This is a genomic window from Candidatus Aquicultor sp. (assembly GCF_054640775.1).
In genome coordinates this window covers 1-26,018 of the sequence record NZ_JBTSLF010000017.1, presented here as the reverse complement: position 1 = coordinate 26,018, position 26,018 = coordinate 1, and the positions used below count along the sequence as shown (strand labels likewise).

The window sequence follows — 26,018 nt, the reverse complement described above, 5'->3', positions numbered from 1 at the left end:
CCCGCATGGGGGGCGACCGTAAAAGGATTACCGGCGTTTATGGCCGATATCTAGTTTCAATCCACGCCCCCGCATGGGGGGCGACTGCATTTATGCTGCGGTTTTCATTATTGTCACTTTGTTTTTCACATATTCACCTGTGTCAACATCAATAATTTGCGAGAGACGCATATATAGACATCACCTCCTGCACATTAATAAAGCAACAGGTCATGCGCTTACTATTACATAAATATAGCAATTATTCTACTAAGTTGTGTGCTAATAAGCGCTGTAAATACGACCTATGGTTCCGGCGAACCTCCCTGGGAAACGTTGCGTGCTTACGGTTCGCCGTCCCCTAGACCACAAGCGGGCCGTCTTGTTCTATCGTCTTTTTCGCGCCAATATGCTCAACACGACGACGCCAATTCGAGCCTAAATAATAAAACCGCAGACTGTCTTTCTCTGGGTCGATTTCTGAGATCAATCTGTGCTTCAATATCGCCCATTGCGCAGGATCCACTATGCACTCAAAAACTGAATACTGGACTCTTTGCCCGTAATCTTTGCACGCCTTAGACACACGCCGCAAGCGTCGCTGCCCGTTAGCGTCATCAAGTGCGACGTCGTAACTCACCACAACAAACATCTATTGCCTACCTCCAGATAAAAGGCGGGTAGCCGTCAATATCGCGCCTTAGATGTCTTGCCAACAGTAAAGCTTGCACCCACGGCAGCAAACCGATCGTAACCTTCTCCTTCAAGAACGGATGTACAATCTCTTTTTGCTTTCTCGTTTGATAAGCAACTAGAACAGCTTTTCTGGTCTCATCCTCCATCCAAACTGCACCCGATTCTTTTGCAGAAAAGCCCTTGGCATTTACCTGTGATAAATTGATTAGCGAAAGGGCAAGTCTATCGGCCAAATATGGGCGAAACTCCTCCATTAGGTCAAGCGCAAGACCGTATCTTCCAGGACGGTCCCTGTGTAAAAATCCAACCGCCGGGTCAAGCCCAACAACCTCTAGGGCTGAGCGAACGTCATGCATTAACAATGTGTAAACGAAGGACAATAGGCAATTGACCTTATCCAGTGGCGGTCTACGATTGCGCTTATCGAACATAAAGTCGTTCTTTTGTGCCGTTATTAAATTATCAAAGACCCCGAAATATGTGCTGGCCGACTCTCCCTCGATCCCGCGCAATGTGTCTAGCGTGAGTTCAGGTTCTCGCAGCCTTTCAATCGCCGCAGTCATCTTGTCTAAAGCTTGAGCAACCCTTTTTATGGCAACCTTTTTAGGATGATCGCGCAGCACTCTCTGCAATACTGACCGGCAGTTAGCAAGCTTGGCTATTAAGATCATCTGTGCGATCGATGCCGCAGCTTCTTTATCATCTGCTCGTCGATATTGCTCGCGTCTAAGCAGCACATTGCCCGATACGGGTCCTTGAACCTTGGCAAGAAACCTGCCATTTTTGGTCAAGAAACTTATTGAGACACCTTTTTCGGCACAGAACCCCATTAGGAAAGGGCTACAGCTAACCTGGCCAAAACAGACGATTCCTCCAATCGTATGAATCGGCACTCGAAGTTTTATTTCTTTTTCAACCCTGACCGCAACAGTTTCACCGTCTTTTGCAAGATATGCACCCTGAGTTGTAACGAAAAGCGTGTTTAGATGCTGTTTCATTCTACCCTCACCATGGCCTCAATGTAATTAGCTACGTGCTTTCCGGTTTTTGGCATACAAAGTTCCATCATGGAACAATTCTTACACTTTGCCGAATACTCAGCTTTAGGAGTTAAGCCTGACGCTAATAGTTCATGCACAAGTCGAGCCGTAGTCTCAGTTTCCGCCCTCAAGTCTCGATCAAATACAACATCAAGCCTGCGACGTGTGCGTCCATAGAACAGCGCACCGCTCTCAATTGAAATACCCATCATTTCCTCAAGGCACATGGCCTGGGCGCAAAGCTGCACTTTATCAGAACTGTCTGGTTTAGGCTTGCCTAGTTTATGCTCGACAGGAAAAACATTCCACCCATCTTCCGTCTTATGGAATTCAATCACATCTGCCCTTCCAATTAGACCGAGCTTGATTGACCGCAGAGGAACTGCATACTCTAGTCGAACACTTCCTCGTGACTCATGGTCAGCCGAATCGACTTTTTCATGCATTATCTGACCCCTAGCTGTGAATATATTTTCGTTCCACAATTGCTCTGTAAAGATAAGAGCACACCGCCGAGGACAGTAGCTATATTGGCTTAGGCTAGAAACAGCGATCAACTCACGATCTGCTTCATCAATCGAATTACAGTCAGGCATTCCATTAAACCTTATTCAATCCATTGCCAGCATCGTTGCGCACCCATAACTCAACACCGGCTGGTATATTACCTGTGTTTACCGTCACGCTGTAGTGTGAAAACTTGCGTGGCACTGTTACCTTATCTGCTTGCATTGCATCTTCATTCTTTTTGATTGTTATAACGTTGCCAGAATCAAGCATTACTTGCGCTGGCGCACATCCAAGCATCGCCTGCTTGACACGTTGGCTCGGGTCGCTATCTGTTCCGACATGCTTGAATACGTATAGGCCGCGACATGACATCATTCCTTTGCTAGCAGAGCGGTCGTGATCATACATATTTAATAGCGCTTCCCAAAGGTTTTTAAGATCCTCGTCGGAAAAGCCAGTCCCTTTTGCAAGATTGGCGCTGACAAAGCCTTTAGCCACATACAGACCATAAGGAATAAGCGCCTTACGCCCCATGGTGCGGAGCTTGTCCTCTTCCTGCTCATTTTCCCATTTCTCGTAATCCGCGGCGGTTTTAGCACTGCTTACTTTCTCCGCCACAGCCATACGTGTGATGGACGCCTCCAGCGGCAAAATGGGATCTGCCGAACGAGCAAAGGAAAATTGTACCGGCCCACGCACTTGGCCTGCATTTGCACCAGTACTCATAACGGCGCCAAAGGTACGGACATCAAAAAAGGTTTTACACATCCAATCCCGTGCATTTGCGACTTGATTACGGTTCCCGCCACCCTCAGGCTTGCCGTTCGTCTCTTCATGAGCCTTGGCAATGTATTTATTAAGGTTGGTAGAATGCTGGACATAGATAGCATTGGCGGCGGCGGCTTTAATATCAACACCAAACTTTCCCTGAATGAAGTTCCTAACCCGGCGCTTAAGGGCCACATCAGAAACAAGACCATGCATATCTTCCGGATCAATACGAGGACTGTTACCCGCATCCGGGTCGCCGTTGGGATTGCCGTTTTCACAGTCGAACAGATAGAGAAATTCATATCGGTTTTGGATGCTCATTAATTGCCTCCTTCATTGGTTGCATTGCTATCATTGGTTTTAGTGTCTTTGCCTGCCCGATTAGCGGCGATCTGCTGGTAGTAGCCGAGAGCAAAGAGACTCTGGCGTTCGAGGTCAAGGGTTACCGGAATGCGATCCTGGATGCGGCTCATAATCTCAGCTATCTGGTCTTCGTACCAGAAAGGCAGACCGCCTTTAAGCTTGCTCAAGTGGTTCTTGGCGTTTCCGAAAAGCCGCCCGAGGGTAAGGCCAGGTGTCTGGCTGGCAGCCACATAGTAACGCTGAACAACACCAGCACCGACGTCGCCCAATGCCTCTCGTTGCAGACTAGCCAGCATCGCCAGAAGTCGCCCGCAATGATATGCGGGTTCGGGGTGTTCTTTGTTCAAATAGACGCTCATGTAGTTATCTCCTCCTTTGCGGATGAAGTAGGCCTTGATTAAGCCCATGCGGGCATAGAGTAGCGAAAGATACAAACCTGCATTCTCTGAATCCTCTTGTTTTCCAAAAAGCGCGCGGTTCAGTTCTTCACTCATAAAAAATGATGGGAGTTGTGTTACAAGTCGGGCTATAACATGAAAGGGTATGGCCCGATGCTGGATTGCAGCATGGAGAAGATTGAGTCTCGCGTGACCGATTGGTTTCACCCAATCATCATACTTTTGGCGCTCTTTGCGCGGTTGCAGCAGGCAGGTAACCACTCGCTCAAGTTTTGGGTCTTTTGCTGTATTCTTCCCAGAGTGGTTTGTCATCTCAAAGTTGTCAAACCAGGCTGCAATATTGGTAACCAGTTCCTCAAAGCTTCCCTCCATCCAGTCGCGCACCATGACCCGCCTCGACGCGCCGGAAACCGTCAGTGTAAAATAGCGATTGTTGGCAGGAACAGGCCTCTTGCCGCTCCTCAACGACTCAAGAATCTGCCTGGCCGAACTCTGCGCTGCCGCTTCCGTCCGTTCCGGCGGTTCGTTAAGGAAAGCGAGGGGGTCGTAGAGGAAAGTCAGGGGGTCGTATTCAGTCCTAACAGTCTCTTTGAACCAATGGATAATCTTTGTTCCAGCCAACGTTTTTGAATGCTTAGAAATAAGAAAATTAAGGCCTTTTGAATAGCAGTTCACAGCATTTTCCGACATGGCACAATTTGTCGACTGCTCTAGGCTAAATGATATAAAAGCTTTTTTATCAAAACCAATAAGGGTATCTTGACCGTTTCCACCAACCGACTTGAGACCAGAAATCTTGGGGTGTGTTGTTTCTGGAACGGCATTATCTCCGCTCAAAAAACACAACATCTGTGATGACGTATTATCGCCACCAGATAATGACTCTCTAAAATCTGTCCACCATGCAAGACATGGTTCGTGCTTGAGCGGATCGAACCCGCCGACAATGAAAAATGCTTTATCAGTTGGTTTGGCCCCTGATGTGTTTAGGCGTTCCCGTAACAGTTGAAGTTTTTCACTGTCAGCAAAGAAATCTGCCGCTGCGATCAACTCTGGGATTGTGTTCGAGGCCATTTTGAGCAATTCAATAAAATAGGTGTGCTTCTTTTGATACTTTTCAGGATCATCATTCTTGTCCAAGAATAGAAGCATTACCTGAAGAGTATCGACCAAAAATTGACAGCGCCCCCCGCCTTGAAGAAGATTAGCAGGATATTCGGGACACCTCTCCAACTCGCTTCCATATTCACTATCACCATATGGTTCAACGACCGCAGTACTGTTAATAGTAATTCGCCACCTCACCCGCTTCGGCCCAAAACCAGGCTGCAAATGGGGTATGTTCTTCTTTGCAAACTCAATAACATGCTGGAGCATTTATCCACCTCCCTCTTTCGGCTTACGTACCATCTCGCTCTCGAAGGCAGGCACTTCTACAACACCATTCACCACAGTAGCGTCAAAGAGGGAAATAAATGGTCTGTCGTCCCGAACGACTTCCCGCCGTAGGTCGAAAACATCATAGAGCATCAAGCCAATGTGTTGATCAAACGCTACTGGTTGCTTGTGCCCATCGCCTGACTGAGCATACTCAAAAAAAGCCGGAAACTCGCTGCATCCAAAGAAGGGCTGTTGAAAACACTTGCCATGTTTTGCCCGTCTTTCGAATATCTCATCGAACTTTATGATCTGTCCTCCGAATTTTGGCTTGGGAATTATACGGGCGGTAAGCCGGTAATGAACGTTCTTGAGTGCCATAGTCTGGCGTTGCGTTCGACCAGTCGTAGCATCATCGCTATCAGCCCATAGCGGCACGGGCTTTTCTGTGCCTCTCATCCACTTATTAAGAATAGCTTTGCCTGGAACGATACCTTTGACTTCATTCCGTCGCAGGGCGATATAGCGCGGCATTTCCAACATTTCAATCCGCTCAATCTGCCAATAGAAATAAGGCTGGATGGCCTGGCCGTCGCGTATCCCCTCCCAATAAATAGCGTCGAATATTCCGCGTGCCGCAGATGGAGTTATAACAGGATAGCTGAACCTCTCAACCTTCATTTCGGGGCGGGTGAAACACGCAAAATCACCCCAGACTTCCAATGTGTGTGTCCGTCTGCTCATATTGTTCCTCCCTTCGTTATCCAATTAGGATTTGTTGGGACTGTGGCAGCTGCAGCCCCATGACATCATCGTAAAGCTGGCCGTTACGATCTTCAAGAATAAACCATTCGTCTGAAACGCCCTTTCCGTAACGCAATTTTGCCGGGATGAGTGCTTCCCATGCAGGATGATCGAGTGCGGGGCGAAAAATGCTGACCGCCAGCCCCTGGGCACGGCGTATCCATTTGGCGCTTATTCCTTGTTCATCCTGGTCATGCTGTAACTCATCGTACACATCAAGATATGGACGATATGGGACAAGTACTTGAATGGCAGCTTTATCGATCAACCTATATTCCTGCGCCACACGGACAAAATCCACCGATGAAAATGCCTCTGTTAGTTCCTTGCTTTGCGTCTCCGGCTTGCTCAGGTCATAGAGCCGATGGTAGTAATCACGAAACACGGCTGGATCATTTAGGTCAAGACCTGACTCGCCTGCTGTTATGAGCATAGTTCGCGTTACCTCAGCCGCCTGGAAGTATGCGTAGGTTGGATAACGCTTCCGGAAATTGCCATCAACATCGGGCTCGAAGACCCGCACCTCGCCCATTTTACGATTTCCAACTTCGTCCATTAGCCGCCCTTCACGATTGCATCGGCCAGCTGCTTGGGCAATAGAGTCAAGCGGCGCTAGTGCGCGGTAAACTACAGGGAAATCAACGTCCACGCCAGCCTCCACGCATTGGGTCGAGACCAGGCGACACGGTTTGCCTTCTTTCAACCTTGTACGGACTACATCCAGAGCAAAACGTCGGTGGTAAGCGCAGAGGTTGGTTGAAAGATGAAAAACTGCATCATAGTACTTGATCTCTTCGAGCAGTGCTGCCGCATGGCTCTTGAGATTCACCACACACAGCACTTGCTCCTCATTGCTAACCTCATCCGCAAAGGCCGACCACTCTTTTGTTTCACCTTCTTTAGGCCAGCGCACGCTATAACGGCGCAGGGAATCGTAAAGCCGCGCATGATTGGGCGCTGCTTCGACGGGTTGCCAGCCCACGGAAACGAGTTTCGTTACCGCGTTATCCAATGCGTCGAAGGCTGGTTGCGTCGCCGTAGCAAAGGCAACCGAGGATCGGTATGTATGCGAAAGATGGGAAAGCGTCCCCAACGTCGGTACAGCGAGCGCCTGCGGCAAGGTTTGAGCCTCATCGAACATAATGACTGATTCCATTAGACTATGCAGCTTGCGGCAAGTCGAAGGACGGTTTGAGAATAGCGACTCCAGCAGCTGCACATTAGTTGTAATAATAATCGGAGCATCCCAATTTTCCGATAGTAGCCGTCGAGCACGGTCATTGGCAGTCTCGGCGTCGTTTTTCGATTCTTCGCTACCCAAGCCTGCAAGGCTGTGATGCTCAAGCACAAAGTTGTCAGGAAACGCTTGGAATACATCCCGATAAATCGCCGCCGTCTGTTCGATAATAGATAGATACGGCACAGCCAACACGACCCGTTTCAATCCATTGCGGTCCGCATGCTCTAAGGCGAACTTGAGCATGGCAAGAGTCTTGCCGCTACCGGTCGGTGCAGTAAGAGTAAAAAGACCTGGTTTTGCGGCTGCTGACGCTGTCACCATACCCCATAGGGCGTTGCGAGCGTCCAGAACGTTCTGATCCGCGTTGTTTTTGTTGTTGCGAACTTTTTTATCCATAAAGTTCTCCAACACACTTAGCGCTTTTGCCGCATCCAGACTGGGACCATTCTCTCGATAGTGCTTTCCCTGCTCGTTGCCATCAAAATGGGCTTCGGTGTCCAAAAAGTCAGCGTCTGTCAAACACGAAAAGAGCATCCTAACATCCAACATTGAAGCAACGGGATTCTTAAAACCCTCTTTAGGATTGATAACATAGCTGCTTGGCACTAAGACGTTTATACCATCTCTATTAAGACGGGTTTTAAGTCTACCGAGATCAACATCGCTGAGCTTTAATTTCAACGGATGCTGCTGAGATAGAACCGTCGGGTCCATGTTGCGAAGGGTCGGTCGGCTACCTTGTTGCAAGCCGATATGATGGCCTTGAATGGCCAAAGACGCAGCAACAGATTGATATGCCGTTAATGCCACCCATGCACCTGCTGACCAATGATCCAGCCCACTAGCCTCACCTCGCAAACGCGCCTGAAAAAGGTCGCCATACTTACCGAGATCATGCAATAATCCTGCCAGTTGAGCCTCACAAGTAAATTCGTGCCCAATAGAAGTTCCTTCAATGATCCGGCTAACCGATTGGAGATGGTCTTTAATAGTATGTTTATGCAGTTCATTATTAGCGCTATGTGCGTAATAGGTTGTCACTAGAAACCTCTCTTGGTTTTACTATAGCCCCGTCAAATATCTCTGCTATCCTTCACCGAACGCACGCCAAAATGCTTTGCGATTCTATAAATCAATATGCTGCAGTAGAAGCCGCTTGATACCAGCCTTTAGCTGAAGCCGCCCAGCTACTGGCTTATATGTTTTAGCAGCGGTTTTTATGATTATGACAAAGATGATACCGTAAGCAAAACTTATAATCACGTTGGTGAAATTCAAACCGATTTCTATAATAATTGCCGAAAAAACCTCTGAGCTTTGGTGCGAAGTCCTGGGGTATTGCTTGATCGGTATTTATGGTAACTTCCGTTAACTCAACCAACAACGCTTCTGCCTCCGGTTTAAATCATCAGACTTGCATTTTGTCTTTGATTACTTATAGAAAGTAAGGTCTATTCTTTTGGTGCAGAAAGGTCGACAAATAATTACTGAGGTTATGCTACGGTGCGTTAGTCGTAATAGCCTTTAATTATACTTTCTCTACGTTGAAAGATATTCCTGCTACAAATATCAAATTAATTAAATACTTTCATTGATGGAGGATTTGAGGCTTAGCTCTTACTGGTAATGACTCAGAAGCTCGTACTATTTAACCGGCAGCAAGCACTGAATTATCGAGAATGGTTTTAATTATTCGAGACACACTTGGGTACCGTGCTGGTTCTGAAAGCCTAGGGAATTGGATTACTATAACCCAGCGGGCTCTTTGGGCTCAGGCAATGTTCGGTTCGAGACAGATTTCTTAAAGAAGCTCCTCAAATTCATCTACCGTAAATCCAGTTTGCTTTATAATTGCGCGCAAGGTTCCTGGTTTTACGCTTTTATGATTCGGCACAGAGATTCTGGGGCGAGTAGCATGCATTAAAATAACGTGGCTTCCGCGCTGACGATCGATTGAATAGCCCGCTCTCTCTAAGGCTTTGATGATCTCCTTGCCTGAAAGATGCGGGGGTTTCGTCATGACTTAAGCTACCTCAATCTCAACTGCGGTAAAAATATCATCTGCCTCTTCAGGAAGTTCTTCGCCATGCTCGCGCATGCTTTCTATGAACAATTTAATTGCTTCTTTAATATTTTCAAGAGCTTCTTCTACCGTATCGCCCTCAGAGATACAACCGGGAAGAGATGGAACGGTCACCGTATACCCACCTTCAAGATCAGGGTGAAGAACGACCCCTATTCTCATTTGATCCACTCCTCAATGCTCCTAGAGATACTCGTTACTATCAGTTTCGAAGCGATTATATCATATTAGCTTGGGGCGTGGCATTTCGAAAGGCCTTATCTACTTTTTCATCTGCGCTAAATACCATGGTGTACACGTTGTTAACAGTAACGATTGGATTAGACACTGTAAACCGCATGTGCGACATCAGGAAATCTGCCGAACCGGTCGCCATGCTCATGCTCTCGTTGTCTGGCACTCCCATTGTCTAATGCTTGACACCGAAAACCCGATAAAATACCTTGAAACAATGAGCTTGAGGATTTCGAAATATAAACTAACGCGAGAGATGATCAAGGACGCCGCGTTGCCGGCGATCTACAGCCGTGGCCGCCAATATTATCAAGACGGCAAGGTTGTGGATTGGGAGGAGCACGAGCTGGGATACATCACGGGTACAGTAAGAGGTTCCGGAAACCACCGTTACACAACCGGGATCGACTTCAGGGACGGCGACCTTGATTGCTGGTGCAACTGCCCGTACGGCTGGTCGGATGTCTGCAAACATGCGGTGGCTTTAGCCCTTGCCTACCTGGATTATAGTTCGCAACCGCTAAAAGAAAATACTTATCCAGGCCAGTTTAACCAGCTCACAATAGAGAACCATAACAGTTACATCCCATGGCAACATGCCCTGGATAAAATCGTTGGTTCAACCGCGCCGGAGCGAAAAACCGGCTACTACCGCCTGATATATCGACTAGGCGTAACCACCAATTCCCAATTGGCGATCGAACTCTTTAAGGCGCGAATTGGAAAAAACGGCAAGGGACAGGAAGAGCATTATTACTATGACCCGATGTCGCCGAGCACATTCATTCGTGACAGGGATAAAGCTATTTTGGGTTTATTTGCTTTTGGCAGAACGCTAATTTATTCCACGACCTATATTTCACCCGACATCACCGATCCCCTGCTGCGGATGCTTGCCGAAGAAGAATATGTTTTTCTCGGCTCTACCCAGATAAAGGCCCATATAGCTATAGCCCCAATAAAGGCGGGTCTCTCTCTTATCGAGGATGGCGAGAATCATAAGTTCGAAGTGCTGTTTTATCCTGAAAAAATTAACGAGGTCAAAGATAAGCTTTTTATCCTTGGCGAGAGCAAGCCATGGTTAACCAATGGCCGTGCGTTTTTCCCGCTCGAGGCGAACCTGCCCGGCTCAGTTCTCAGGGCGTTCTTAAAGGAACCGCATGTTGTCTCAGAAGATCAGGTTTCGCTTTTTATGGAGCGCTACTACGACACGCTCCAAGATAAAAATGCGCTGGAAATAAAAAGTACCAGGATACAGGATGCCCGTGATGATATCCAGCCGCGACCGGTCCTCTACCTTGAAGGTCACAGCGAGGGACTCGTTTTAAAACCCTGTTTCGCCTACGGTGACGGTCCCCCTCAAGTAGAGCCGGGCACTTCGGCCAGGATACTAAAAGCTACAAGCGACGGAGATTCGTTTTGGGTGCGAAGGCGACTGGATGGTGAAGAGAGCGCTCGCAAGATGCTTGAAGAAGCAGGCGTTACGCTCGGCCCTGCCGGAACCGGCCAACTCCATGGGGATGACGCTTTAGATTTTTTGTGGCATACGGTTGCTGTATTAAAAGCTCGGGGCTGGGAGGTCGTGGGAGAGGTCAGCTCTCTTCGCCTGAATAGAACTGCGCCGAAAGTTGGAGCAAGAATATCGTCCGGTATCGATTGGTTTGATCTCAACCTTGAGGTTGGCTACGGCGATTCGCTTCTCGATATCTCCACCGTGCTGGCAGCTTACAAATCAGGAAGAAAGTATATCCAATTGGATGACGATAGCTGGGCGCCGCTTCCGCTTGACTGGTTGCATAAAGTAACCGCGCCCCTTGAAGAGTTGGCTGATCTTGAAGGACAGGAAATAGCCACTACCGCAAACAACGGCAAGTTAAAACTCAGGTCGCATAATATCCCGCTGGCGGAAGAAATCCTGTCGGGGATTGATCTGAACTCTATCGCCTCTTTTGATATGCTAAGAGAACGGCTTGACTCGTTTGAAGGGATAGAGAAGGTCGATATCCCGCACGGGTTGGAGGCCACTCTCAGAGGATATCAAAAAGACGGCCTGGACTGGCTTGGCTTCCTCTCAAGCTTTTCGTTTAACGGCATTTTAGCAGACGACATGGGCCTGGGAAAAACCGTCCAGACGCTCGCCCATCTTTTACGGGAGAAAAACGAGGGGCGTGCCGCAAAACCCTCGTTGATCGTAGCGCCGACCTCGGTCTCGTATAACTGGAAAGAAGAAAGCCTCCGCTTTACACCGGATTTAAAGGTGCTGGTGCTTACCGGCCCAGAGCGTCACCAGAGGTTTGAAGGTATAGCAAGCGCCGATATCGTTATCACTACGTATGCGCTGCTGCGTCGCGATTTTGAGGAGCTACAGAAACACGAGTACCATTATATAATCCTTGACGAGGCCCAGTTTATAAAGAATCCGGCGGCCCAAACGAGCAAGCTATGCAAGCGTTTGACAGGGAATCATAGGTTAGCCTTGACGGGTACGCCGATGGAGAATAATCTTACCGAAGTCTGGTCGATTTTTGATTTCCTGATGCCCGGATTATTGAGCGGCCACAAAAGTTTCCAGAAACGGTATGAAAAACCGATCGCGAAAACCGGAGATATGGTGGCGCTTCAGAGACTGAAAAGAAGGCTGAAGCCCTTTATCTTGCGAAGGGTAAAGCAGGATGTCGCAAAGGAACTGCCGCCTAAAACTGAGATCATCGCTTACTGCGAAATGACTTCATCCCAGAGAACCCTTTACCAGCAGGTTTTAAATACCTACCGGGCCAAAGTGTTTGAGTCGATCGCTAAAAAAGGCATCGAGCGGTCGCATATTACGATTCTCGACGCCCTTTTGAAATTACGGCAGGTCTGCAATCACCCCCAACTTCTTAAAGTCGCCCCGCATAAGGTAAAGACATCCGGCAAAATGGAGCTTTTTGAGGAGATGGTCGGGCAACTTGCAAACGAAGGGCACCGCGCCCTCGTTTTCAGCCAATTTACTCAAATGCTCGCCTTGTTGAAGCGATGGCTCGATAGCAAGAACATCCCGTATTGTTACCTGGACGGGCGCACGCGCGACCGCTCGAAAGTCATTAAGAAGTTTAATGAAGGCGATGTCCCCCTGTTCTTGATAAGCCTTAAAGCCGGCGGCACGGGGCTTAATCTTACCGCCGCCGACTACGTCATCCACCTTGACCCCTGGTGGAATCCGGCGGTTGAGAACCAGGCTACGGACAGAGCCTACCGCATAGGCCAGGACAAGCACGTATTTGTCTATAAAATGATTACCAAAGACAGCATCGAAGAAAAAATACTCAAGCTCCAGGAGCGCAAGAAAGCGCTGTTCGATAACTTCTTATCCGAAGGCGATGTAGGCAAATCCCTTACCAAAGACGACTTGGAAGAGCTTTTTAGACGGGTAGATGTATAAAGCACGATATGACCGTTAAGAGCGCATGACCAGGTTAACCCAGCTTTTATTATAAATTTTACAGAAATCTATAATAGATTTATAACAGATTGTAATTAGCTTACGATTGTGCATTTGTCTTACTGTGGATGCTCGCTTAAAAGGCGTCCTGCAAGCTCTCTCATATAGCCGATATCCGGGCCGAAGTCCTTACCATATTCATGAAGAAGGGTCCCCTCGTAAATAAGCTCGTGGGCTTCCTCGCCCAGAATATTCCCTGGATAATTGTCCGTTAGGTACACGTTGAGTAAGAAATACGAGTTGCGCGCCTTCCATGGCTCGAGCTTTCCGGCTTCGATTTGGTCTAAAAACCACAGGGTGAGACGACCCAGCATCTGCCGGGCATCGTCGATTTCGCCGTCCTCGATCTTTAAAGCGATCGGCTCGACCACGATGAACACGTCGCGCGCCGCCTCTTCTGCATACTGGCTAAACGGGATATCCGGTCGCATGAATATAGTATATCTCTCCTTAGGATTGTTTATCCAACACAAAGGGACCGAGACAAGCTCGGTCCCACATTATACCTAGTTGTTTTACCCCGGACCCTGGTTTAAGAATCCAGAACCCCCGGCTTTACTCTACGCCGCAGCGTTTCTTAAGCCGGTTCCAGTTCGTGTCGACCTGGGCCTGGAACTCCTCGATGAGGTGTTCGTTGCCCGGTTTGAACAGGTGCTAAAAGCGACCCTGGGGCTTCAAGAACTCCTCGACGGGCTTGAGTTCCCTCGGCTTGAAGTTGAGCTTCCACTCGCCGTCTTCGACCTCATAAAGCGGCCAGAACCCGGTCTGAACCGCAATCTTTGAGATCTCGACCGTCTGGTCGTTGCCGACCCTCCACCCACGAGGGCATGGCGCCATCACGTTGATGAAGGCCGGACCGTCAACCGCAAACGCCTTCTCTGCTTTGTTGACGAGGTCCTTCCAGTGGCTGATACTCGCCTGCGCAACATACGGGATGTTGTGTGCCGCCATGATCTGAGTAAGGTCTTTTCTCATCTGCGGCTTACCCTGGCGTACTTTACCGGCCGGCGATGTCGTCGTCGAAGCGCCGAACGGGGTCGAACCCGAGCGCTGGATACCGGTGTTCATATATGCGCCGTTATCATAGCAAACATAGAGCATGTTATGGCCGCGCTCCATCGCACCGGAGAGCGACTGCAAACCGATGTCGTAGGTGCCGCCGTCGCCGCCGAAGGCGACGAATTTTATCTCTTTATCCGCAGGGATTTTTCCTGTTCTCTTAAGCGCATTGTATGCCGCCTCGACACCGCTCATCGTGGCCGCCGAGTTCTCGAACGCGTTGTGGACGAACGGGATGTCCCATGCCGTAAACGGATACGGGGTGGTCGAGACCTCGAGACATCCTGTCGCCGAGCCCGCAACTACCGGGCCGTCCGCGCCAAGCAGCACCTGGCGAACAGCGATGGAGGCTCCGCAACCAGCGCACAGCCTGTGGCCGCCGGTAAGGCGTTCTTCTTTATGACTAAGCTCTTTAATAGTTGCCATCTGCCTCCTACTCCTTTACTCCAAGTAATGTAACGGCGTCGCGCGGGGCCTCTTCGCCTCGTGCCAGCTTTTTCAGATCTTCAAAAACCGTCTCGATCTGATCCGGGCCGGTATCGCGACCGCCAAGACCATATACATAGCCCTGAACGTGCGGACGTTTTGCGCTGTTGTAAAGCGCCGATTTAACTTCCATGTAGACCGGTCCGCCGGGCGCACCGATTGAATCGGCGCGGTCCATAACCGCTACCGCCTTTATATGCGAAAGTGCCGCCGCCATCTCTTCGGATGGGAACGGCCTGAAAAGCCGTGGCTTGAGCATTCCGACCTTCATACCTTTGTCGCGCAGTTTATCGACAACATAGCGCGTGGTACCGGCAGTTGAGCCCATAACAACAATGGCGATATGCGCGTCATCAAGACGATACTCCTCGAACAGGCCATACGTCCTACCCGAGAGTTTGCCATACTCCTTCGAAACTTTAAGAACGACATCTTTAGCGTTCTCAAGCGCGACGCGCATGGCTTTCCTCTGCTCGTAGTAATATGGCGGCATCGCGAACGGACCGAACGTCATCGGGTTATCGGTATCGAGCAGCGCGCGCTTCGGCACGTACTCGCCGACGAACTTTTTAACATCGGCATCGTCTTCTAACACATCAAAGCGGTCGATCGCGTGGCTTGTAATAAAGCCGTCGTGCATGATCATGACCGGCAGCATTACTTTCTCGTGTTCGGCAACGCGCATCGCGATGATCGTGTTATCATACGCTTCCTGCGCGGTCTCGCCGAAGATCTGCACCCAGCCCATATCGCGTGCGCCCATCGAATCCGAGTGGTCGCAGTGGATGTTGATCGGGCCGGAGAGCGCCCTGTTTACGTTATGCATCACGATTGGCAGCCTCATCGCCGATGCGATGGAAAGCTCCTCCCACATAAGCGCAAGACCCTGGGACGAGGTTGTCGTCATAACCCTGGCCCCGGCCGCAGAAGCACCGATGCAGGCGCTCATCGCGCTGTGCTCGGACTCCACATTGATGTACTCGGTATCCACCAGGCCGTTTGCCACGTGATTCGCAAATTCCTCGACGATCGTCGTCTGAGGGGTGATCGGATACGCCGCGACAACATCCGGGTTGATCTGCTTCATGGCGAGCGCGCATCCTATGTTACCGGTCATGGCGACCGTCTTCTGCTTTGCGCTTGCCTTGGTAGCTTTTACAGCTTTCGTAACCGTTGTAGCCATTATTCCTCGCCTCCTTCAGGGACCATCGTGATGGCCTTTGGCGTGCAAACGCTGGCGCAAATGCCGCAGCCCTTGCAATGGTCGTAATCAAAGCTGTCCCACTTCTCGTCCTTAATGCTTACGGACGAGTCGGGGCAGTTGATCCAGCAGAGAAGGCAGTTCGTGCATTTTTCCACGTCGTGCACCGGCTTGTTCGAACGCCACCCACCGGTCTTATAGTCAGCGGCATTGCCGGCTTCGGGGATGGTAGCGCCCAGCGGATGCTTCTTCCAACCCCAGCTCTCAATGCCTTTGATGTTCCATTTGGTCTGTGTTTTACTCATTATTCTGCTTTCACCTCCGCGTAGGCGCGCTCGACGGCCTTTACGTTGCCCTCGATGATCTCCTCGGAGAACTTCTTGCCGAATGACTTGCGCAGATACTCCGTCACGTTCTCAATCGGTATTACACCCGTAACCCGAACTAGCGCACCCATCATGGGTGTGTTTGGAATTGCGCGGCCGATTGTCTCCAGCGCGATCTTGGTCGCATCGACCGTATAGACCTTGCGGCCTTTCAGCTTCATGGCTTTACGAATCGCCGCCGGCTCCTCGCCGGTGTTGATAACTAAAACACCGTCTGCACCCACGCCCTCAGTAACATCAACTGCGCTAAGAAGAGTCGGGTCGAGAACCACGACGATCTCAGGATTTGTGATACTGCTGCGGATGTGGATAGGTTCGTTGCTGATTCGCGTGAATGCCAGAATCGGAGCGCCCATTCTCTCAGGGCCGTACTCCGGAAACGCCTGAAAGTACTGGCCTTGCGAAAGGGCCGTCTCCGCCAGAAGTTTTGCGGCCGTAACCGCACCCTGGCCACCCCGTGCGTGCCAGCGAATCTCAGTAAGTTTTTCCTCTCCCATTGTCACCTCCGAAAATATCTAAGCTCCCACCAGCCAATGGCCACTAGCCAAAGGGTAATAGAAGTATTGTAATAGCGTTCCCTTTATCTGTAAATAAAAAGTAACTAAAGTATCATGATTTTAACGGTAAAACTACATTTCCCGTCTTCCTTCAAGGGCGCGACCTAAGGTTATCTCGTCGGCATACTCAAGATCCCCGCCCACGGGCAGGCCGCTGGCGATGCGTGTGACCCTAATACCAAGGGGCTTGATAAGCCGCGCGAGATACATCGCCGTCGCCTCGCCCTCGATGTTGGGGTTGGTCGCGATAACGATCTCGCGCACATCTTTTTCGCCGAGCCGTTTCAAAAGTTCTTTAACCCGAATATCGTCCGGCCCGATGCCGTCGATAGGAGAGATCGCACCCTGCAAGACATGGTAAAGCCCCTTAAACTCGCCGGTTTTCTCAAGCGCGACGATGTCGCGGGGTTCCTCCACGACACAGATGACCGCCTGGTCGCGGCCCGGATCTTTGCAGAATTCGCATCTTACCGCATCGGTAACGTTAAAGCACTCATCGCAAAAGCGTATTTTATCTTTTACCTCATCGATGGCTCGCGCCAGTTTTTTCGCATCATCCGGCGACTCCTTGAGGATAAAAAAAGCAAGTCGTTGCGCGGTTTTCGGCCCGATACCCGGAAGCTTGGAGAGTTCCTCGATCAGGCTTGCAACTGGGCCAGCGTAGTAGGACATAGATTACTATAACACCTTACTTTCTCGTATTGTGGCTGTAGCTACCAGCTTACAGGGCCCATCTACGGGTCGAGATAAACTGACTGTTAGCGATGGCTGAGAACTGATAGCCCCTTAATTATACCTGATTCCTAAAAATAATTCTTGGACAAAGAAGCGTTAGGGGAAGGGAGTAAGCAGCATTTGGGATGGAAATACAAGAGCATAGTCACAGTCTACGATGACCCGCACCCTCGACTCTCATTCTGCATACTGCCTACTGCTCTTTAGAATCCGGGCAGGCCTAAGCCGCCCAAACCGCCCGCGAGCGGACCCGTTACCTCGGCCATCTTCTTCTGCGCGATGTCCTGAGATTGACGCAGCGCTTCGTTTACTGCGGCAACGATCATGTCCTCGAGAATCTCGATGTCTTCGGGGTCGACTACCGAGGGGTCTATTCTCACCTCAAGAAGCTGCTGCTTGCCGGTTACAACGGCTTTGACCGCGCCGCCGCCCGCGCTCGCCTCTATTTTAATTTCCGCCAGTTCCGCTTCGGCCTTTGCCATATCGGCCTGCATCTTCTGGATTTGCTTCATCATGTTTCCGTACTGTGGACCGCCCTTCATCTATGTGCCCTCCTGGTTTTTAATCTCGTCGATCGAAATTTCTTCGACTATCTTAGCACCAAATGTATCCTGAACCAATTTAATGTAATCATCTGCGGGTATGGTGTCGGATGGGATGAGACCGTCTTCCGCCGAGGTACGTGTAACTGCAACCGTCTTGACATTACCACCGGTTGCATCACTCACTGAGCTGCCCACCGTACTGCTAGGTCTCTCGGTGGTTTTGCCGGGTGCCTCCGCTGCAAGCTCACACATAATCGGGACGGCGACACCGCTCGCGGTCTTGAGCGCATCGCGAAGCAGCTTCAGATTCTCCGGCGTCTCCACGAATGCCTTATCGCTCTCCTTAAGGGCGAGTACCAGCCTCCCGTCTTCGACGCGATTGAGCGCGGCGCGCGCAAAGAAATCGTACCGTGAGCGCTTCTTTTCTTTTATGATCTTTAACACCTGCGGCCACGCCCGCTTCACCAGCTCCATATCGACTATCGCGCCCGCCGGCATCCCCGGAGCCTCGACCGGCTCAGAAGGGGTGGTCGTAGCGGCAGGTTTCCGTCCCCGCTCTTTTGCTGGTGGCGCCACCCCTCCCGCCAGGGCGTTCTCCAAACGCTCCACCCGGTGCATAACGCCTTCGATAGAGGCATCATCGCCCGTTTTTACCATCTTAAAGAGGGCGATCTCAAAAAGCAGGCGCATATCGGTCGCCCACCTCGACTGGTTATAGAGGTCGCTAAGCGTGTTTATAAAAAAGAGGAGCGAGCGCGGGTTGACCCGCGACGCCTGCCCGGTTAGTTTTTCTTTCAGCTCATCCGGCACACTGGCAAGGCTCATATCGGGCACGGTTTGCGCAAGATAGAGATTGCGAAGATGTCCCAAAAGGTCCTGGATAAACTGACGAAGATCAAAACCCTTCTCAATAAGGCCATCGACAAGCAAAAGCCCTTCGCCAAGGTCAGCCTTGATAAGGGTATCGGAAAACTGCAATAAAAGCTCACTGTCGGTGATACCCAACAGCGCGACGACATCGGCGCTCGCTATCTTCTCCTTCGAGAAGGATGCAAGCTGGTCCAGCACCCCGAGCGCATCGCGAAGCGCGCCTTGCGCATGGTGTGCGATTAAAAAGAGCGCGCTCTCATCGATATCGATATGCTCGGCCTCAGCGACAAAGCGCAGGCGCGCCTCGATATCAGCGACCGAGATACGCCTGAAATCAAACCGCTGGCATCTCGAGAGAATCGTGGGCAAAACCTTATGCGGCTCGGTGGTCGCGAGCACGAAAACAACGTGCTCGGGTGGTTCCTCAAGCGTCTTTAAAAGCGTATTGAACGACTCGGTGGTAAGCATGTGGACCTCGTCTATGATATAGACTTTTTTGCCGCCCTGCGTCGAGCTATAGGGGATCTTCTCGAGAAGGTCGCGAATCTCTTCGACCCGGCGGTTTGAGGCCGCATCGAGTTCTAATACATCGATAGAGCTGCCCTCGTTGACCGACCTGCAGGGATCGCACTCATTGCAGGGTGTCGCCGTAGGCCCCTGCGCACAGTTGATGGCTTTCGCCAGGATGCGCGCCACCGAGGTTTTTCCTGTACCGCGTGGACCGCAGAAAAGATAGGCGTGGGCGATTCTCCCCTTGTCGATCGCGTTTTTTAGCGTCTGGATAACGTGGGGTTGCCCTGCTATCTCATCGAAGGTCTGCGGTCGCCATTTTCGATACAGCGATACGTACGCCACTTTTAAGCCTCCGGCGGTTTTTGGTTGAAAAAGATGACGACCGTGCACCTGCTTCTGACATCCGGCCCCAAGCGCTGCTACGTAGTTAGCTCCAGCCAGGCTTCCCCACGGCACACGGAATAGCCCGTTTACCGCTGCTTCCTCCCGGACCTGACGGGGTTCACGAGTTTCCGTTGCGCAGGACCCGACTCTCAATACCACTTGCGCAACAACCGACCTCACAACCGGGGAGCCTCGAGCAGGGATTCAGTCCCGCTATAGCGGATTGCGGGCAACAGGGCACCGCTACCTCCCCACCTAGCACGGTCATCTGCGGAGGAGGAGGGATTCGAACCCTCGAGACGGTTCCCCGCCAACACGATTTCCAGTCGTGCGCACTAGGCCAAGCTATGCGACTCCTCCAGATGAAACATCACTGTGAAAAAACTTTCGAACATTTTTTCACCTTGCAATTTTACCACACGCGACTAGAATTTCACATACAGTAAGCTTGGGCACTTTACCCAAGCGGGCGCTTTTCCGTTCTACAAAATAAATAAGCCGAATTCTGATCCGGCTTATTTATTTTGCGGAGGAGGAGGGATTCGAACCCTCGAGGGACTTGCGCCCCTAACGGTTTTCGAGACCGCCGCACTCGGCCGGACTATGCGACTCCTCCAGCAGTGGTGTTTAGATAGATGCACGCCGTACGGACTCGCCCGAACGGCGTAATAATTTTACCAAGTCTTGTGCGTTAACACAACGTCGGCGTGACGCGGATCCTCGCGACGTCCATGACAAAAACCACATATGGGTTTCTTAAAGACAGCGATGGAAATAATTAAGTAATGCGAAAACGCTTATACCATTAAAGGAAGGTCTACATGGTCGAAACAAGAATGGAAACCTGTTTCTCGGGCGGGTTCCCCGTTATTAAAGTTAAGGGAAGCCTGGAGCTTTCCACGCTCAATTCCATCCACCTGCTCGCCCGGGGGTACTCCGAGCACGGCGAGGTGCCGGTCATCATCGATATAGCAGAGTGCTCATCGATATCCGATCAAGTAAGAAGCCTGAGTTGCAGGAAGATTGCAGCGTGGCTCTCCAAGATGACCCTTGTTATCGCCGGGCCTCCGGACCGGACGGCATTAGTGCAGACGATACTCGATTCCCCACATAAGTTACGCTACGCCTCGGATGTTACTGAAGCCGTCGATATACTCAAGGAAGACACGGAGGGCTTTAAGAAAGCTTCATAAACTTACGATGATCTTACCGAGTGTCTTTTGCCCTGCGCTCACGGAAGAACTCCTGTAGCAGCGCTACATTTTCTTCTTCGAGGACGCCGCGTGTGACTTCGAGCTGCCAGTTAAGGCGCTCATCCTGCACGATATTGTAGAGGGTGCCGGCCGCGCCCGATTTCTGGTCGGATGGCCCGAAGACCAACCGCTTCATCCGGGCCTGAAAAATCGCGCCCGCGCACATCGGGCAGGGCTCTTTGGTGACATAGATCGTGCAGTCGCTCAGCCGCCAGCGCCCAAGTTTCTTTGAGGCCTCTTCAATCGCAAGAATCTCGGCATGCGCCGTAGCGCTCTCGCGTTCCTCGCGCTCATTCCTGGCAAGCGCGACTATCTCGCCGTCGCACACGATAACCGCGCCAACCGGCACCTCGCCCGCACGTGCGGCCAGTTTGGCCTCCTCGATCGCTTTTTGCATGTACTTGATATCATCCGTAGTCATCACGTATTAGTGGACTCTCTCAAAATTCGTAAACGTCTTCTCTCCCATAAAGGTCTCCTTTCCATAGCCCTCGCTTTATTATAAACCAAGGTTGGGATAGATGTTTACCGTGCAAAAATACGTCGTTTTTCACCCGATTGGGTGGGCCGTGGGGGGGGAGAGCATGCATAGATTATACAATAATATGTATTAATGTTACCTATCAGCCTTGATTTATGCATAATTGTTTGATAATATTGGAATTACAAAAGGGAGCATGGGAGCAGTTAAACGAGTTTGTATCAATTGTTAACTAAGTTAGGACCGGAAAAGCTTAACTTACCTCATTTTTCCTCAAATAACTCACCGAGCCACTATATTTTTAAGCGACGGATCCATTTCGTCGCTTAAATTTTTTTCACTAGAGACCCGTTTAATATCGCTATGTCCAGTAGGGTTTAAGCGGTATAGTTAAAGGGATATAAAAGCTTTGCGGCAATAATAGGTAACACCACAAAAGGAGTCGGTATGTGGGTTTGGGTACAACAAACTACCAAACATGGCGATACGATAGAGATTGAGGGCGCCGGTGTTTATGACATGGTAGGTTTCTCATTTAAGGCATACGGTAATCACTATGAGTTCTACGGAATCACCCTTCCAAACGGCGAAGAGGTGCTGATATGGTCGTATACCACGCGAGAAGCTGCGGTTAATGCATTAAAGAACGTTCGTGCGACGTTGCAGGATGAAGCGGGTGTAGTCTACGAGATCGGATTCGATGGCGTGATGAAGCCATCGGTGCAAACTGGAGCTTAACAATCGGTGTATTTCGCGTGCCCGGAGGGATTCGAACCCCCGACCTCTTGATTCGTAGTCCTGCCTGGGAAAATACACCTTATATTCTGGTGTTCTTCCTTGTTATTTGTGAATATAAAGAGCTATCTTATGCAATGGCTAGGGGTTGTCTTTGGTGTTATTTGTACCTACGTTAGATGAGCGTTAGCAGCTTGCCTATGTCTATTAATAATAGCTATCCTTCTCAATCTCTTTCGAGTTTATCTACGGTGAGTCTAACCCGTTTATGCCCTCAGACCGTCCCGGAAAGACTAGCATCTTAAATAAAGCCTTGTGCCAAGCCATTATTTAATAATCCCATGGCTCTGGCGTATTATCAGGTAGCAAGCTAGGCAAATAGCCATCCATTATTTCTTCATCTATGACTGAGAATGCCTTTTCAAGGCCTCTCCGTTGCCGCATCTCTCTATCTAATTCAATCCCTGTCTCACTTTTGACTTGAATCTTCTGAAGAATATCAATCTCTCTTAAGCCACGAGTTTCATAGAAGTACTTAAATAGAAAGCTAGAGCTTTTAAAATCTTCCGCTAATTCAAAGTATAGCTGGACCATAAAATAGCTAGCCTTAAATTTGTCTAAATCTGCCCCATCTAAGCCTGGTTGGGCATTTAATGCAATAACTATGGGGTCGGGCCGTAATGCTTTCGACAATGCGTGGGGTGATATTTTTAAGACATTACTAATCTCTTCAATATCTTCAGGCGATAGCACCAAGCCCCCTTGGATTCTCTGTATTTCACTTATCAGGCGTTCATTAATATGGGCATCGAAATAGTCGCAACCCAATACCTCAACAATGGGAGGCCTGGCAACTAGAACACGATATATTAATGCCAAACGTTCATAATAATTATCTGCGTCTTCAGCATGAAACCCCACCTCTTGTCGGTCACCACTTCGCAGAATCCAATCATGGCCTATTAGGTTATCTATAGTTTTTTCACATTCTTCCGCTGTAAAACCATTTTGACCCGTTTGAATCGCTATCAATTCACTGCTAGCAACACTGCCATTATTCATCATTATTTGAGATAAAATATCCCGTTCAAGCTGCCAGAGTCTCTCGCGCGCTTGCTCCTCTTGCTCTAAGTCAATGTAAGAACGTGCACTCTCTATATCCTCAATTAGAGGACACAAAACTGAACGTTGTTCTTCAGACAATAATGCACCGGTTGAATCAAGAATTGTGTATTTATCAGCACTAAAGAATAAAATCCAGTAAACACAGCCATCATAGTAAGCAATATCATGTCTGAATACTTGACGATCCGTATACTTACTTAGTGTTAGTTTAACCACGTCTAATTCAGAGAGGTTAAAAACCTTTGAAACAGACTTTAGCAAATCATCGCCCTCTACCAGATTTATTTTGTCGTAGTGGTTACGGAGCTCTTTAAAGTGCCCCATAACATTACCATTAACACCTGATAGCGAGATGAAACACCCCGAGATATTCACACCACAAGATTTTTCCTGCGCAAAAACCTTTCCTAAAAATTTTAGCCATTGCGGGAGGTCGATAGGGCTATTATGTGCTTTACACTCGCAGATAATCTGGTGCGTTTGTGCTCCTCCTAGCATAGGAAGAATTTGGCTCCCGCTAACATCAATTTCCTCTCCACCCGCCCGTATTTCGCGAACGGTTATATCTGTCACACTCATGTTGGCTAGCAAAACGCGTGTAAGTTCCTCTAGCTGCCTGCCTTTATCGTTAGGCTCTCCTAGAATCAACACGATCTATCCCCCCATTTAAAGCTACCTTGTTAACATAGTGTAGCAGAAACATGCCTATAAAAGACCTGCATGTACAGATGCAGGAATATCTACTGCTAATGCCGTATACTATGAAGTAAATATTATAGGCTAGAGAGGGATTATGAACATTGCGATAGTGCTGCTAATTGTCGACTGGCTGATATTTAATTATGTATTTAAATATCAGCGGGTGACATTATTATTATCAAGAGAGCACACGGGGGCGAGTAATCCAGAATATCAGATGTTGTTAACGCCGAATTGGGTTGGAATAATGGGCTGGTTGACCAGATTATTGCATCTTGGTACAGCAGTTGCATTTTTTGTGGTTTATGGCTGGCTTTTCGCGATTCTGTATTTACTGCTAAGTTTTTTTGGGTACGGCCTTATTGATGCTTTGATACCTTTCCCTTCAACACGGTACTATTTCAAATTAATTAAAAACAGCATCTCAAATGATATTAACAACGCTAAGAACCCGGGGCATAAAGTTGAGCTTGAAAAGATACTGCAAGCGGTAAAGCAGGCTGCATACGCTCTTGAGCAAAGTGGGGGTGGGGCTTAAATGGTATCTGCAAGCAAGATAATGGTTGTTTTAATAGTGATGGCTATAGCGTTTGGATCTATCTTCTACCTTTACAATGACCGAAATTACAAGATCTCACAATATGTTTTAAACGTAGCGGCAAAACTAGAGCCAATGCGGGAAATGCGGGAGCTTGAGGCAAAGACTAAGGACGAACAGATATGGTATGCGAAAAATCTTGATAAGGCTAAGTTCGACAAACTTGTTCATGCGATGAAATATTATGAAAAAACCATTGCTCCTGCCGTAGCAACACTCTCAAATGACTTTTATCCATTTGAAATATTATCGCTCCCACAGCACAAGCGCGATTTTATACTTGATTACCTACCCTATGTCCACAAAGTCAGACAGCGATTTGTCATCTATTCAACCTCGATAGCAGTAATCGCATTTGCCACATCAGCTTTTGTTCTAAGGTCAAAGAGTGAGCATAACGCAGAATAATAAAGCATCTTCCCAATTTCGTACCAACATATAGGGGATCAACAAAAAGCTAGCATTTACAGCCCCGTGTCTTTTAAATTCGCGTTCGTGGAAAAAGGCGGTTAGACTCTCGCAGTTGCGGCAGTAATTTTGGAAATCATGTTTACATTTAAGAATAAATGTCGATAATATAATTGCAGCGTGTCAAGTGGGTTCTTGACACATGTCAAGCTAGATGGTACTATTCGCCTAGACGAATAGTTAAAAGCTACAATCCCGTTGTTGCGTGCAGCAACGGTAAAAAATCCAAGGAGCTTATGGTTCCTTGGATTTTTTTTGTTTAGCACATTTCTGTTACAATGTGGGGATGGACAGAGTTATTATCTTTATCGATGGTTCAAACTTTTATCACAGCATAAAAGGATATTGTGGCAAAAGCGACAGCAAGCTAGATTACCGCGAGCTTTCTAAAAAGATTGCCGGTGATGGCAGAAAGTTTATTAAGACTTACTATTATCGAGCACCGGTCGTTGATGATGGAACCGAAAAAGCAAAAACAATGGCTACTGGTCAGCAGCGGCTCTTTAGTAAGCTACGTCAGACCGAAGGTGTAGAAGTCTGTCTCGGCAGAATGTATAAACAGGATGACACTTACATTGAAAAAGGCGTTGACATAAAGATAGCGATAGATATGTTAACGAAGGCTTTTAATGATGAATATGACGTCGCTGTTCTCATAAGTGCAGACAGTGATTTTGAAGAAGTCGTAAAGGCAGTAAGGGGTCTTGGAAAACGTGTTGAGCTAGGCACTTTTACCAATCGGAAAGCTTTTCACTTAGGGCAAGCTTGCAACAAGCTACTTATGCTCGATAAATTCATAGACGAGCTCCTACCATGATAATCTTGATTGGCCGCTAGTACACCATCACGCTTGTGCTGAGTAAAATAATGTGACATCCTTGCCTCGACGAAATTATATAGGTAAGGAGGCTCCACTGATGAGGAAGAAGAAATATAACGTGATGCTA

At 49.0% G+C, this 26,018-nt stretch carries 25 protein-coding genes, 2 tRNA genes, 1 other RNA gene and 1 pseudogene; 7 read left to right on the top strand and 22 right to left on the bottom strand.

Annotated elements, in window-relative coordinates; genetic code table 11:
• Positions 1-340: 340 nt before the first annotated feature.
• From cas2 to ACYC56_RS02770, 9 genes are all read right to left on the bottom strand, one after another.
• Positions 341-631, bottom strand: coding sequence for a CRISPR-associated endonuclease Cas2 (gene cas2, locus ACYC56_RS02810; RefSeq protein WP_461372661.1), 291 nt, complete (start codon positions 629-631; stop codon positions 341-343).
• A 7-nt stretch (positions 632-638) separates the two neighbouring features.
• Complete coding sequence (gene cas1c, locus ACYC56_RS02805; RefSeq protein WP_461372660.1) at positions 639-1,673, bottom strand: type I-C CRISPR-associated endonuclease Cas1c; 1,035 nt, start codon at positions 1,671-1,673, stop codon at positions 639-641.
• Positions 1,670-2,311, bottom strand: coding sequence for a CRISPR-associated protein Cas4 (gene cas4 / locus ACYC56_RS02800; RefSeq protein ID WP_461372659.1), 642 nt, complete (start codon positions 2,309-2,311; stop codon positions 1,670-1,672). Before cas4 ends, cas1c begins: the two co-directional genes overlap by 4 nt.
• Positions 2,312-2,315: 4 nt before the next feature.
• Positions 2,316-3,317 carry a type I-C CRISPR-associated protein Cas7/Csd2 gene (gene cas7c, locus ACYC56_RS02795; RefSeq protein WP_461372658.1) on the bottom strand — a complete coding sequence of 334 codons (1,002 nt, stop codon included), beginning with the start codon at positions 3,315-3,317 and terminating at the stop codon, positions 2,316-2,318.
• Positions 3,317-5,134 carry a type I-C CRISPR-associated protein Cas8c/Csd1 gene (cas8c, locus tag ACYC56_RS02790; RefSeq protein ID WP_461372657.1) on the bottom strand — a complete coding sequence of 606 codons (1,818 nt, stop codon included), beginning with the start codon at positions 5,132-5,134 and terminating at the stop codon, positions 3,317-3,319. Before cas8c ends, cas7c begins: the two co-directional genes overlap by 1 nt.
• Positions 5,135-5,878: a type I-C CRISPR-associated protein Cas5c gene (gene cas5c, locus ACYC56_RS02785; protein WP_461372656.1), complete on the bottom strand. Its 744-nt coding sequence runs from the start codon at positions 5,876-5,878 to the stop codon at positions 5,135-5,137. It abuts the gene before it with no gap.
• Between the two features lie 16 nt (positions 5,879-5,894).
• Positions 5,895-8,219, bottom strand: a complete 2,325-nt coding sequence (gene cas3, locus ACYC56_RS02780; protein WP_461372655.1) for a CRISPR-associated helicase Cas3' — start codon at positions 8,217-8,219, stop codon at positions 5,895-5,897.
• A gap of 760 nt (positions 8,220-8,979) precedes the next feature.
• Complete coding sequence (locus tag ACYC56_RS02775; protein ID WP_461372654.1) at positions 8,980-9,198, bottom strand: type II toxin-antitoxin system HicA family toxin; 219 nt, start codon at positions 9,196-9,198, stop codon at positions 8,980-8,982.
• A gap of 3 nt (positions 9,199-9,201) precedes the next feature.
• Complete coding sequence (locus tag ACYC56_RS02770) at positions 9,202-9,423, bottom strand: type II toxin-antitoxin system HicB family antitoxin (protein ID WP_461372653.1); 222 nt, start codon at positions 9,421-9,423, stop codon at positions 9,202-9,204.
• Positions 9,424-9,500: 77 nt separating this feature from the next.
• On the opposite strand from ACYC56_RS02770, the gene ACYC56_RS02765 reads away from it, so the two are divergent.
• Both ACYC56_RS02765 and ACYC56_RS02760 read left to right on the top strand, forming a co-directional pair.
• Entirely contained in the window at positions 9,501-9,674 is a 174-nt protein-coding gene (locus tag ACYC56_RS02765) for a hypothetical protein (protein ID WP_461372652.1), read from the top strand.
• Between the two features lie 38 nt (positions 9,675-9,712).
• Entirely contained in the window at positions 9,713-12,916 is a 3,204-nt protein-coding gene (locus tag ACYC56_RS02760) for a DEAD/DEAH box helicase (RefSeq protein ID WP_461372651.1), read from the top strand.
• 119 nt (positions 12,917-13,035) lie between these two features.
• Here ACYC56_RS02760 and ACYC56_RS02755 read toward each other — a convergent pair whose 3' ends face one another.
• The 11 genes and pseudogenes from ACYC56_RS02755 to ACYC56_RS02705 all read right to left on the bottom strand — a co-directional run bounded on the left by ACYC56_RS02755 (position 13,036) and on the right by ACYC56_RS02705 (position 20,328).
• Complete coding sequence (locus ACYC56_RS02755) at positions 13,036-13,407, bottom strand: hypothetical protein (RefSeq protein WP_461372650.1); 372 nt, start codon at positions 13,405-13,407, stop codon at positions 13,036-13,038.
• 124 nt (positions 13,408-13,531) lie between these two features.
• Positions 13,532-14,461: pseudogene (locus ACYC56_RS02750) on the bottom strand (thiamine pyrophosphate-dependent enzyme).
• 7 nt (positions 14,462-14,468) lie between these two features.
• Positions 14,469-15,638 (bottom strand): pyruvate ferredoxin oxidoreductase, encoded by a 1,170-nt coding sequence (gene porA, locus ACYC56_RS02745; RefSeq protein ID WP_461372662.1) that lies wholly within the window; start codon positions 15,636-15,638, stop codon positions 14,469-14,471.
• Positions 15,639-15,703: 65 nt separating this feature from the next.
• The gene (locus ACYC56_RS02740; protein ID WP_461372649.1) at positions 15,704-16,027 is read right to left on the bottom strand and encodes a 4Fe-4S binding protein; all 324 of its coding nucleotides are present in this window, start codon (positions 16,025-16,027) and stop codon (positions 15,704-15,706) included.
• Complete coding sequence (locus ACYC56_RS02735) at positions 16,027-16,605, bottom strand: 2-oxoacid:acceptor oxidoreductase family protein (RefSeq protein WP_461372648.1); 579 nt, start codon at positions 16,603-16,605, stop codon at positions 16,027-16,029. Before ACYC56_RS02735 ends, ACYC56_RS02740 begins: the two co-directional genes overlap by 1 nt.
• A gap of 132 nt (positions 16,606-16,737) precedes the next feature.
• A complete protein-coding gene (recR, locus tag ACYC56_RS02730; RefSeq protein ID WP_461372647.1) occupies positions 16,738-17,337 on the bottom strand; it encodes a recombination mediator RecR in 600 nt (199 codons plus the stop codon).
• A 266-nt stretch (positions 17,338-17,603) separates the two neighbouring features.
• Positions 17,604-17,942, bottom strand: a complete 339-nt coding sequence (locus ACYC56_RS02725; protein ID WP_461372646.1) for a YbaB/EbfC family nucleoid-associated protein — start codon at positions 17,940-17,942, stop codon at positions 17,604-17,606.
• Positions 17,943-19,670, bottom strand: coding sequence for a DNA polymerase III subunit gamma/tau (gene dnaX, locus ACYC56_RS02720; protein ID WP_461372645.1), 1,728 nt, complete (start codon positions 19,668-19,670; stop codon positions 17,943-17,945).
• A gap of 40 nt (positions 19,671-19,710) precedes the next feature.
• An RNA gene (ffs, locus tag ACYC56_RS02715) (signal recognition particle sRNA large type) lies at positions 19,711-19,976 on the bottom strand.
• A 7-nt stretch (positions 19,977-19,983) separates the two neighbouring features.
• Positions 19,984-20,072: transfer RNA gene (locus tag ACYC56_RS02710), tRNA-Ser, on the bottom strand.
• 167 nt (positions 20,073-20,239) lie between these two features.
• A tRNA-Ser gene (locus tag ACYC56_RS02705) sits at positions 20,240-20,328 on the bottom strand.
• Between the two features lie 205 nt (positions 20,329-20,533).
• Between ACYC56_RS02705 and ACYC56_RS02700 the strand changes: the two genes are divergently transcribed.
• Positions 20,534-20,905: a hypothetical protein gene (locus tag ACYC56_RS02700; protein ID WP_461372644.1), complete on the top strand. Its 372-nt coding sequence runs from the start codon at positions 20,534-20,536 to the stop codon at positions 20,903-20,905.
• Between the two features lie 13 nt (positions 20,906-20,918).
• Here the strand turns inward: ACYC56_RS02700 and tadA are convergent, their stop codons facing one another.
• A complete protein-coding gene (tadA, locus tag ACYC56_RS02695; protein WP_461372643.1) occupies positions 20,919-21,386 on the bottom strand; it encodes a tRNA adenosine(34) deaminase TadA in 468 nt (155 codons plus the stop codon).
• Positions 21,387-21,893: 507 nt separating this feature from the next.
• On the opposite strand from tadA, the gene ACYC56_RS02690 reads away from it, so the two are divergent.
• Positions 21,894-22,184 (top strand): hypothetical protein, encoded by a 291-nt coding sequence (locus tag ACYC56_RS02690; protein ID WP_461372642.1) that lies wholly within the window; start codon positions 21,894-21,896, stop codon positions 22,182-22,184.
• 327 nt (positions 22,185-22,511) lie between these two features.
• Here the strand turns inward: ACYC56_RS02690 and ACYC56_RS02685 are convergent, their stop codons facing one another.
• A complete protein-coding gene (locus ACYC56_RS02685; protein ID WP_461372641.1) occupies positions 22,512-23,957 on the bottom strand; it encodes a hypothetical protein in 1,446 nt (481 codons plus the stop codon).
• 142 nt (positions 23,958-24,099) lie between these two features.
• Between ACYC56_RS02685 and ACYC56_RS02680 the strand changes: the two genes are divergently transcribed.
• From ACYC56_RS02680 to ACYC56_RS02670, 3 genes are all read left to right on the top strand, one after another.
• Complete coding sequence (locus ACYC56_RS02680; RefSeq protein WP_461372640.1) at positions 24,100-24,543, top strand: hypothetical protein; 444 nt, start codon at positions 24,100-24,102, stop codon at positions 24,541-24,543.
• Positions 24,544-25,011, top strand: coding sequence for a hypothetical protein (locus ACYC56_RS02675; RefSeq protein ID WP_461372639.1), 468 nt, complete (start codon positions 24,544-24,546; stop codon positions 25,009-25,011).
• Between the two features lie 346 nt (positions 25,012-25,357).
• Positions 25,358-25,888 carry a LabA-like NYN domain-containing protein gene (locus ACYC56_RS02670; protein WP_461372638.1) on the top strand — a complete coding sequence of 177 codons (531 nt, stop codon included), beginning with the start codon at positions 25,358-25,360 and terminating at the stop codon, positions 25,886-25,888.
• Positions 25,889-26,018: the final 130 nt, after the last annotated feature.

Coding starts and splice junctions, on each gene's coding strand:
- cas2 (WP_461372661.1), bottom strand. CDS start 631: ATGTTTGTTGTGGTGAGTTACGACGTCGCACTTGATGACGCTAACGGG.
- cas1c (WP_461372660.1), bottom strand. CDS start 1,673: ATGAAACAGCATCTAAACACGCTTTTCGTTACAACTCAGGGTGCATAT.
- cas4 (WP_461372659.1), bottom strand. CDS start 2,311: ATGCCTGACTGTAATTCGATTGATGAAGCAGATCGTGAGTTGATCGCT.
- cas7c (WP_461372658.1), bottom strand. CDS start 3,317: ATGAGCATCCAAAACCGATATGAATTTCTCTATCTGTTCGACTGTGAA.
- cas8c (WP_461372657.1), bottom strand. CDS start 5,134: ATGCTCCAGCATGTTATTGAGTTTGCAAAGAAGAACATACCCCATTTG.
- cas5c (WP_461372656.1), bottom strand. CDS start 5,878: ATGAGCAGACGGACACACACATTGGAAGTCTGGGGTGATTTTGCGTGT.
- ACYC56_RS02775 (WP_461372654.1), bottom strand. CDS start 9,198: ATGACGAAACCCCCGCATCTTTCAGGCAAGGAGATCATCAAAGCCTTA.
- ACYC56_RS02770 (WP_461372653.1), bottom strand. CDS start 9,423: ATGAGAATAGGGGTCGTTCTTCACCCTGATCTTGAAGGTGGGTATACG.
- ACYC56_RS02760 (WP_461372651.1), top strand. CDS start 9,713: ATGAGCTTGAGGATTTCGAAATATAAACTAACGCGAGAGATGATCAAG.
- ACYC56_RS02755 (WP_461372650.1), bottom strand. CDS start 13,407: ATGCGACCGGATATCCCGTTTAGCCAGTATGCAGAAGAGGCGGCGCGC.
- porA (WP_461372662.1), bottom strand. CDS start 15,638: ATGACCGGTAACATAGGATGCGCGCTCGCCATGAAGCAGATCAACCCG.
- ACYC56_RS02740 (WP_461372649.1), bottom strand. CDS start 16,027: ATGAGTAAAACACAGACCAAATGGAACATCAAAGGCATTGAGAGCTGG.
- ACYC56_RS02735 (WP_461372648.1), bottom strand. CDS start 16,605: ATGGGAGAGGAAAAACTTACTGAGATTCGCTGGCACGCACGGGGTGGC.
- recR (WP_461372647.1), bottom strand. CDS start 17,337: ATGTCCTACTACGCTGGCCCAGTTGCAAGCCTGATCGAGGAACTCTCC.
- ACYC56_RS02725 (WP_461372646.1), bottom strand. CDS start 17,942: ATGAAGGGCGGTCCACAGTACGGAAACATGATGAAGCAAATCCAGAAG.
- ACYC56_RS02700 (WP_461372644.1), top strand. CDS start 20,534: ATGGTCGAAACAAGAATGGAAACCTGTTTCTCGGGCGGGTTCCCCGTT.
- tadA (WP_461372643.1), bottom strand. CDS start 21,386: ATGACTACGGATGATATCAAGTACATGCAAAAAGCGATCGAGGAGGCC.
- ACYC56_RS02690 (WP_461372642.1), top strand. CDS start 21,894: ATGTGGGTTTGGGTACAACAAACTACCAAACATGGCGATACGATAGAG.
- ACYC56_RS02680 (WP_461372640.1), top strand. CDS start 24,100: ATGAACATTGCGATAGTGCTGCTAATTGTCGACTGGCTGATATTTAAT.
- ACYC56_RS02675 (WP_461372639.1), top strand. CDS start 24,544: ATGGTATCTGCAAGCAAGATAATGGTTGTTTTAATAGTGATGGCTATA.
- ACYC56_RS02670 (WP_461372638.1), top strand. CDS start 25,358: ATGGACAGAGTTATTATCTTTATCGATGGTTCAAACTTTTATCACAGC.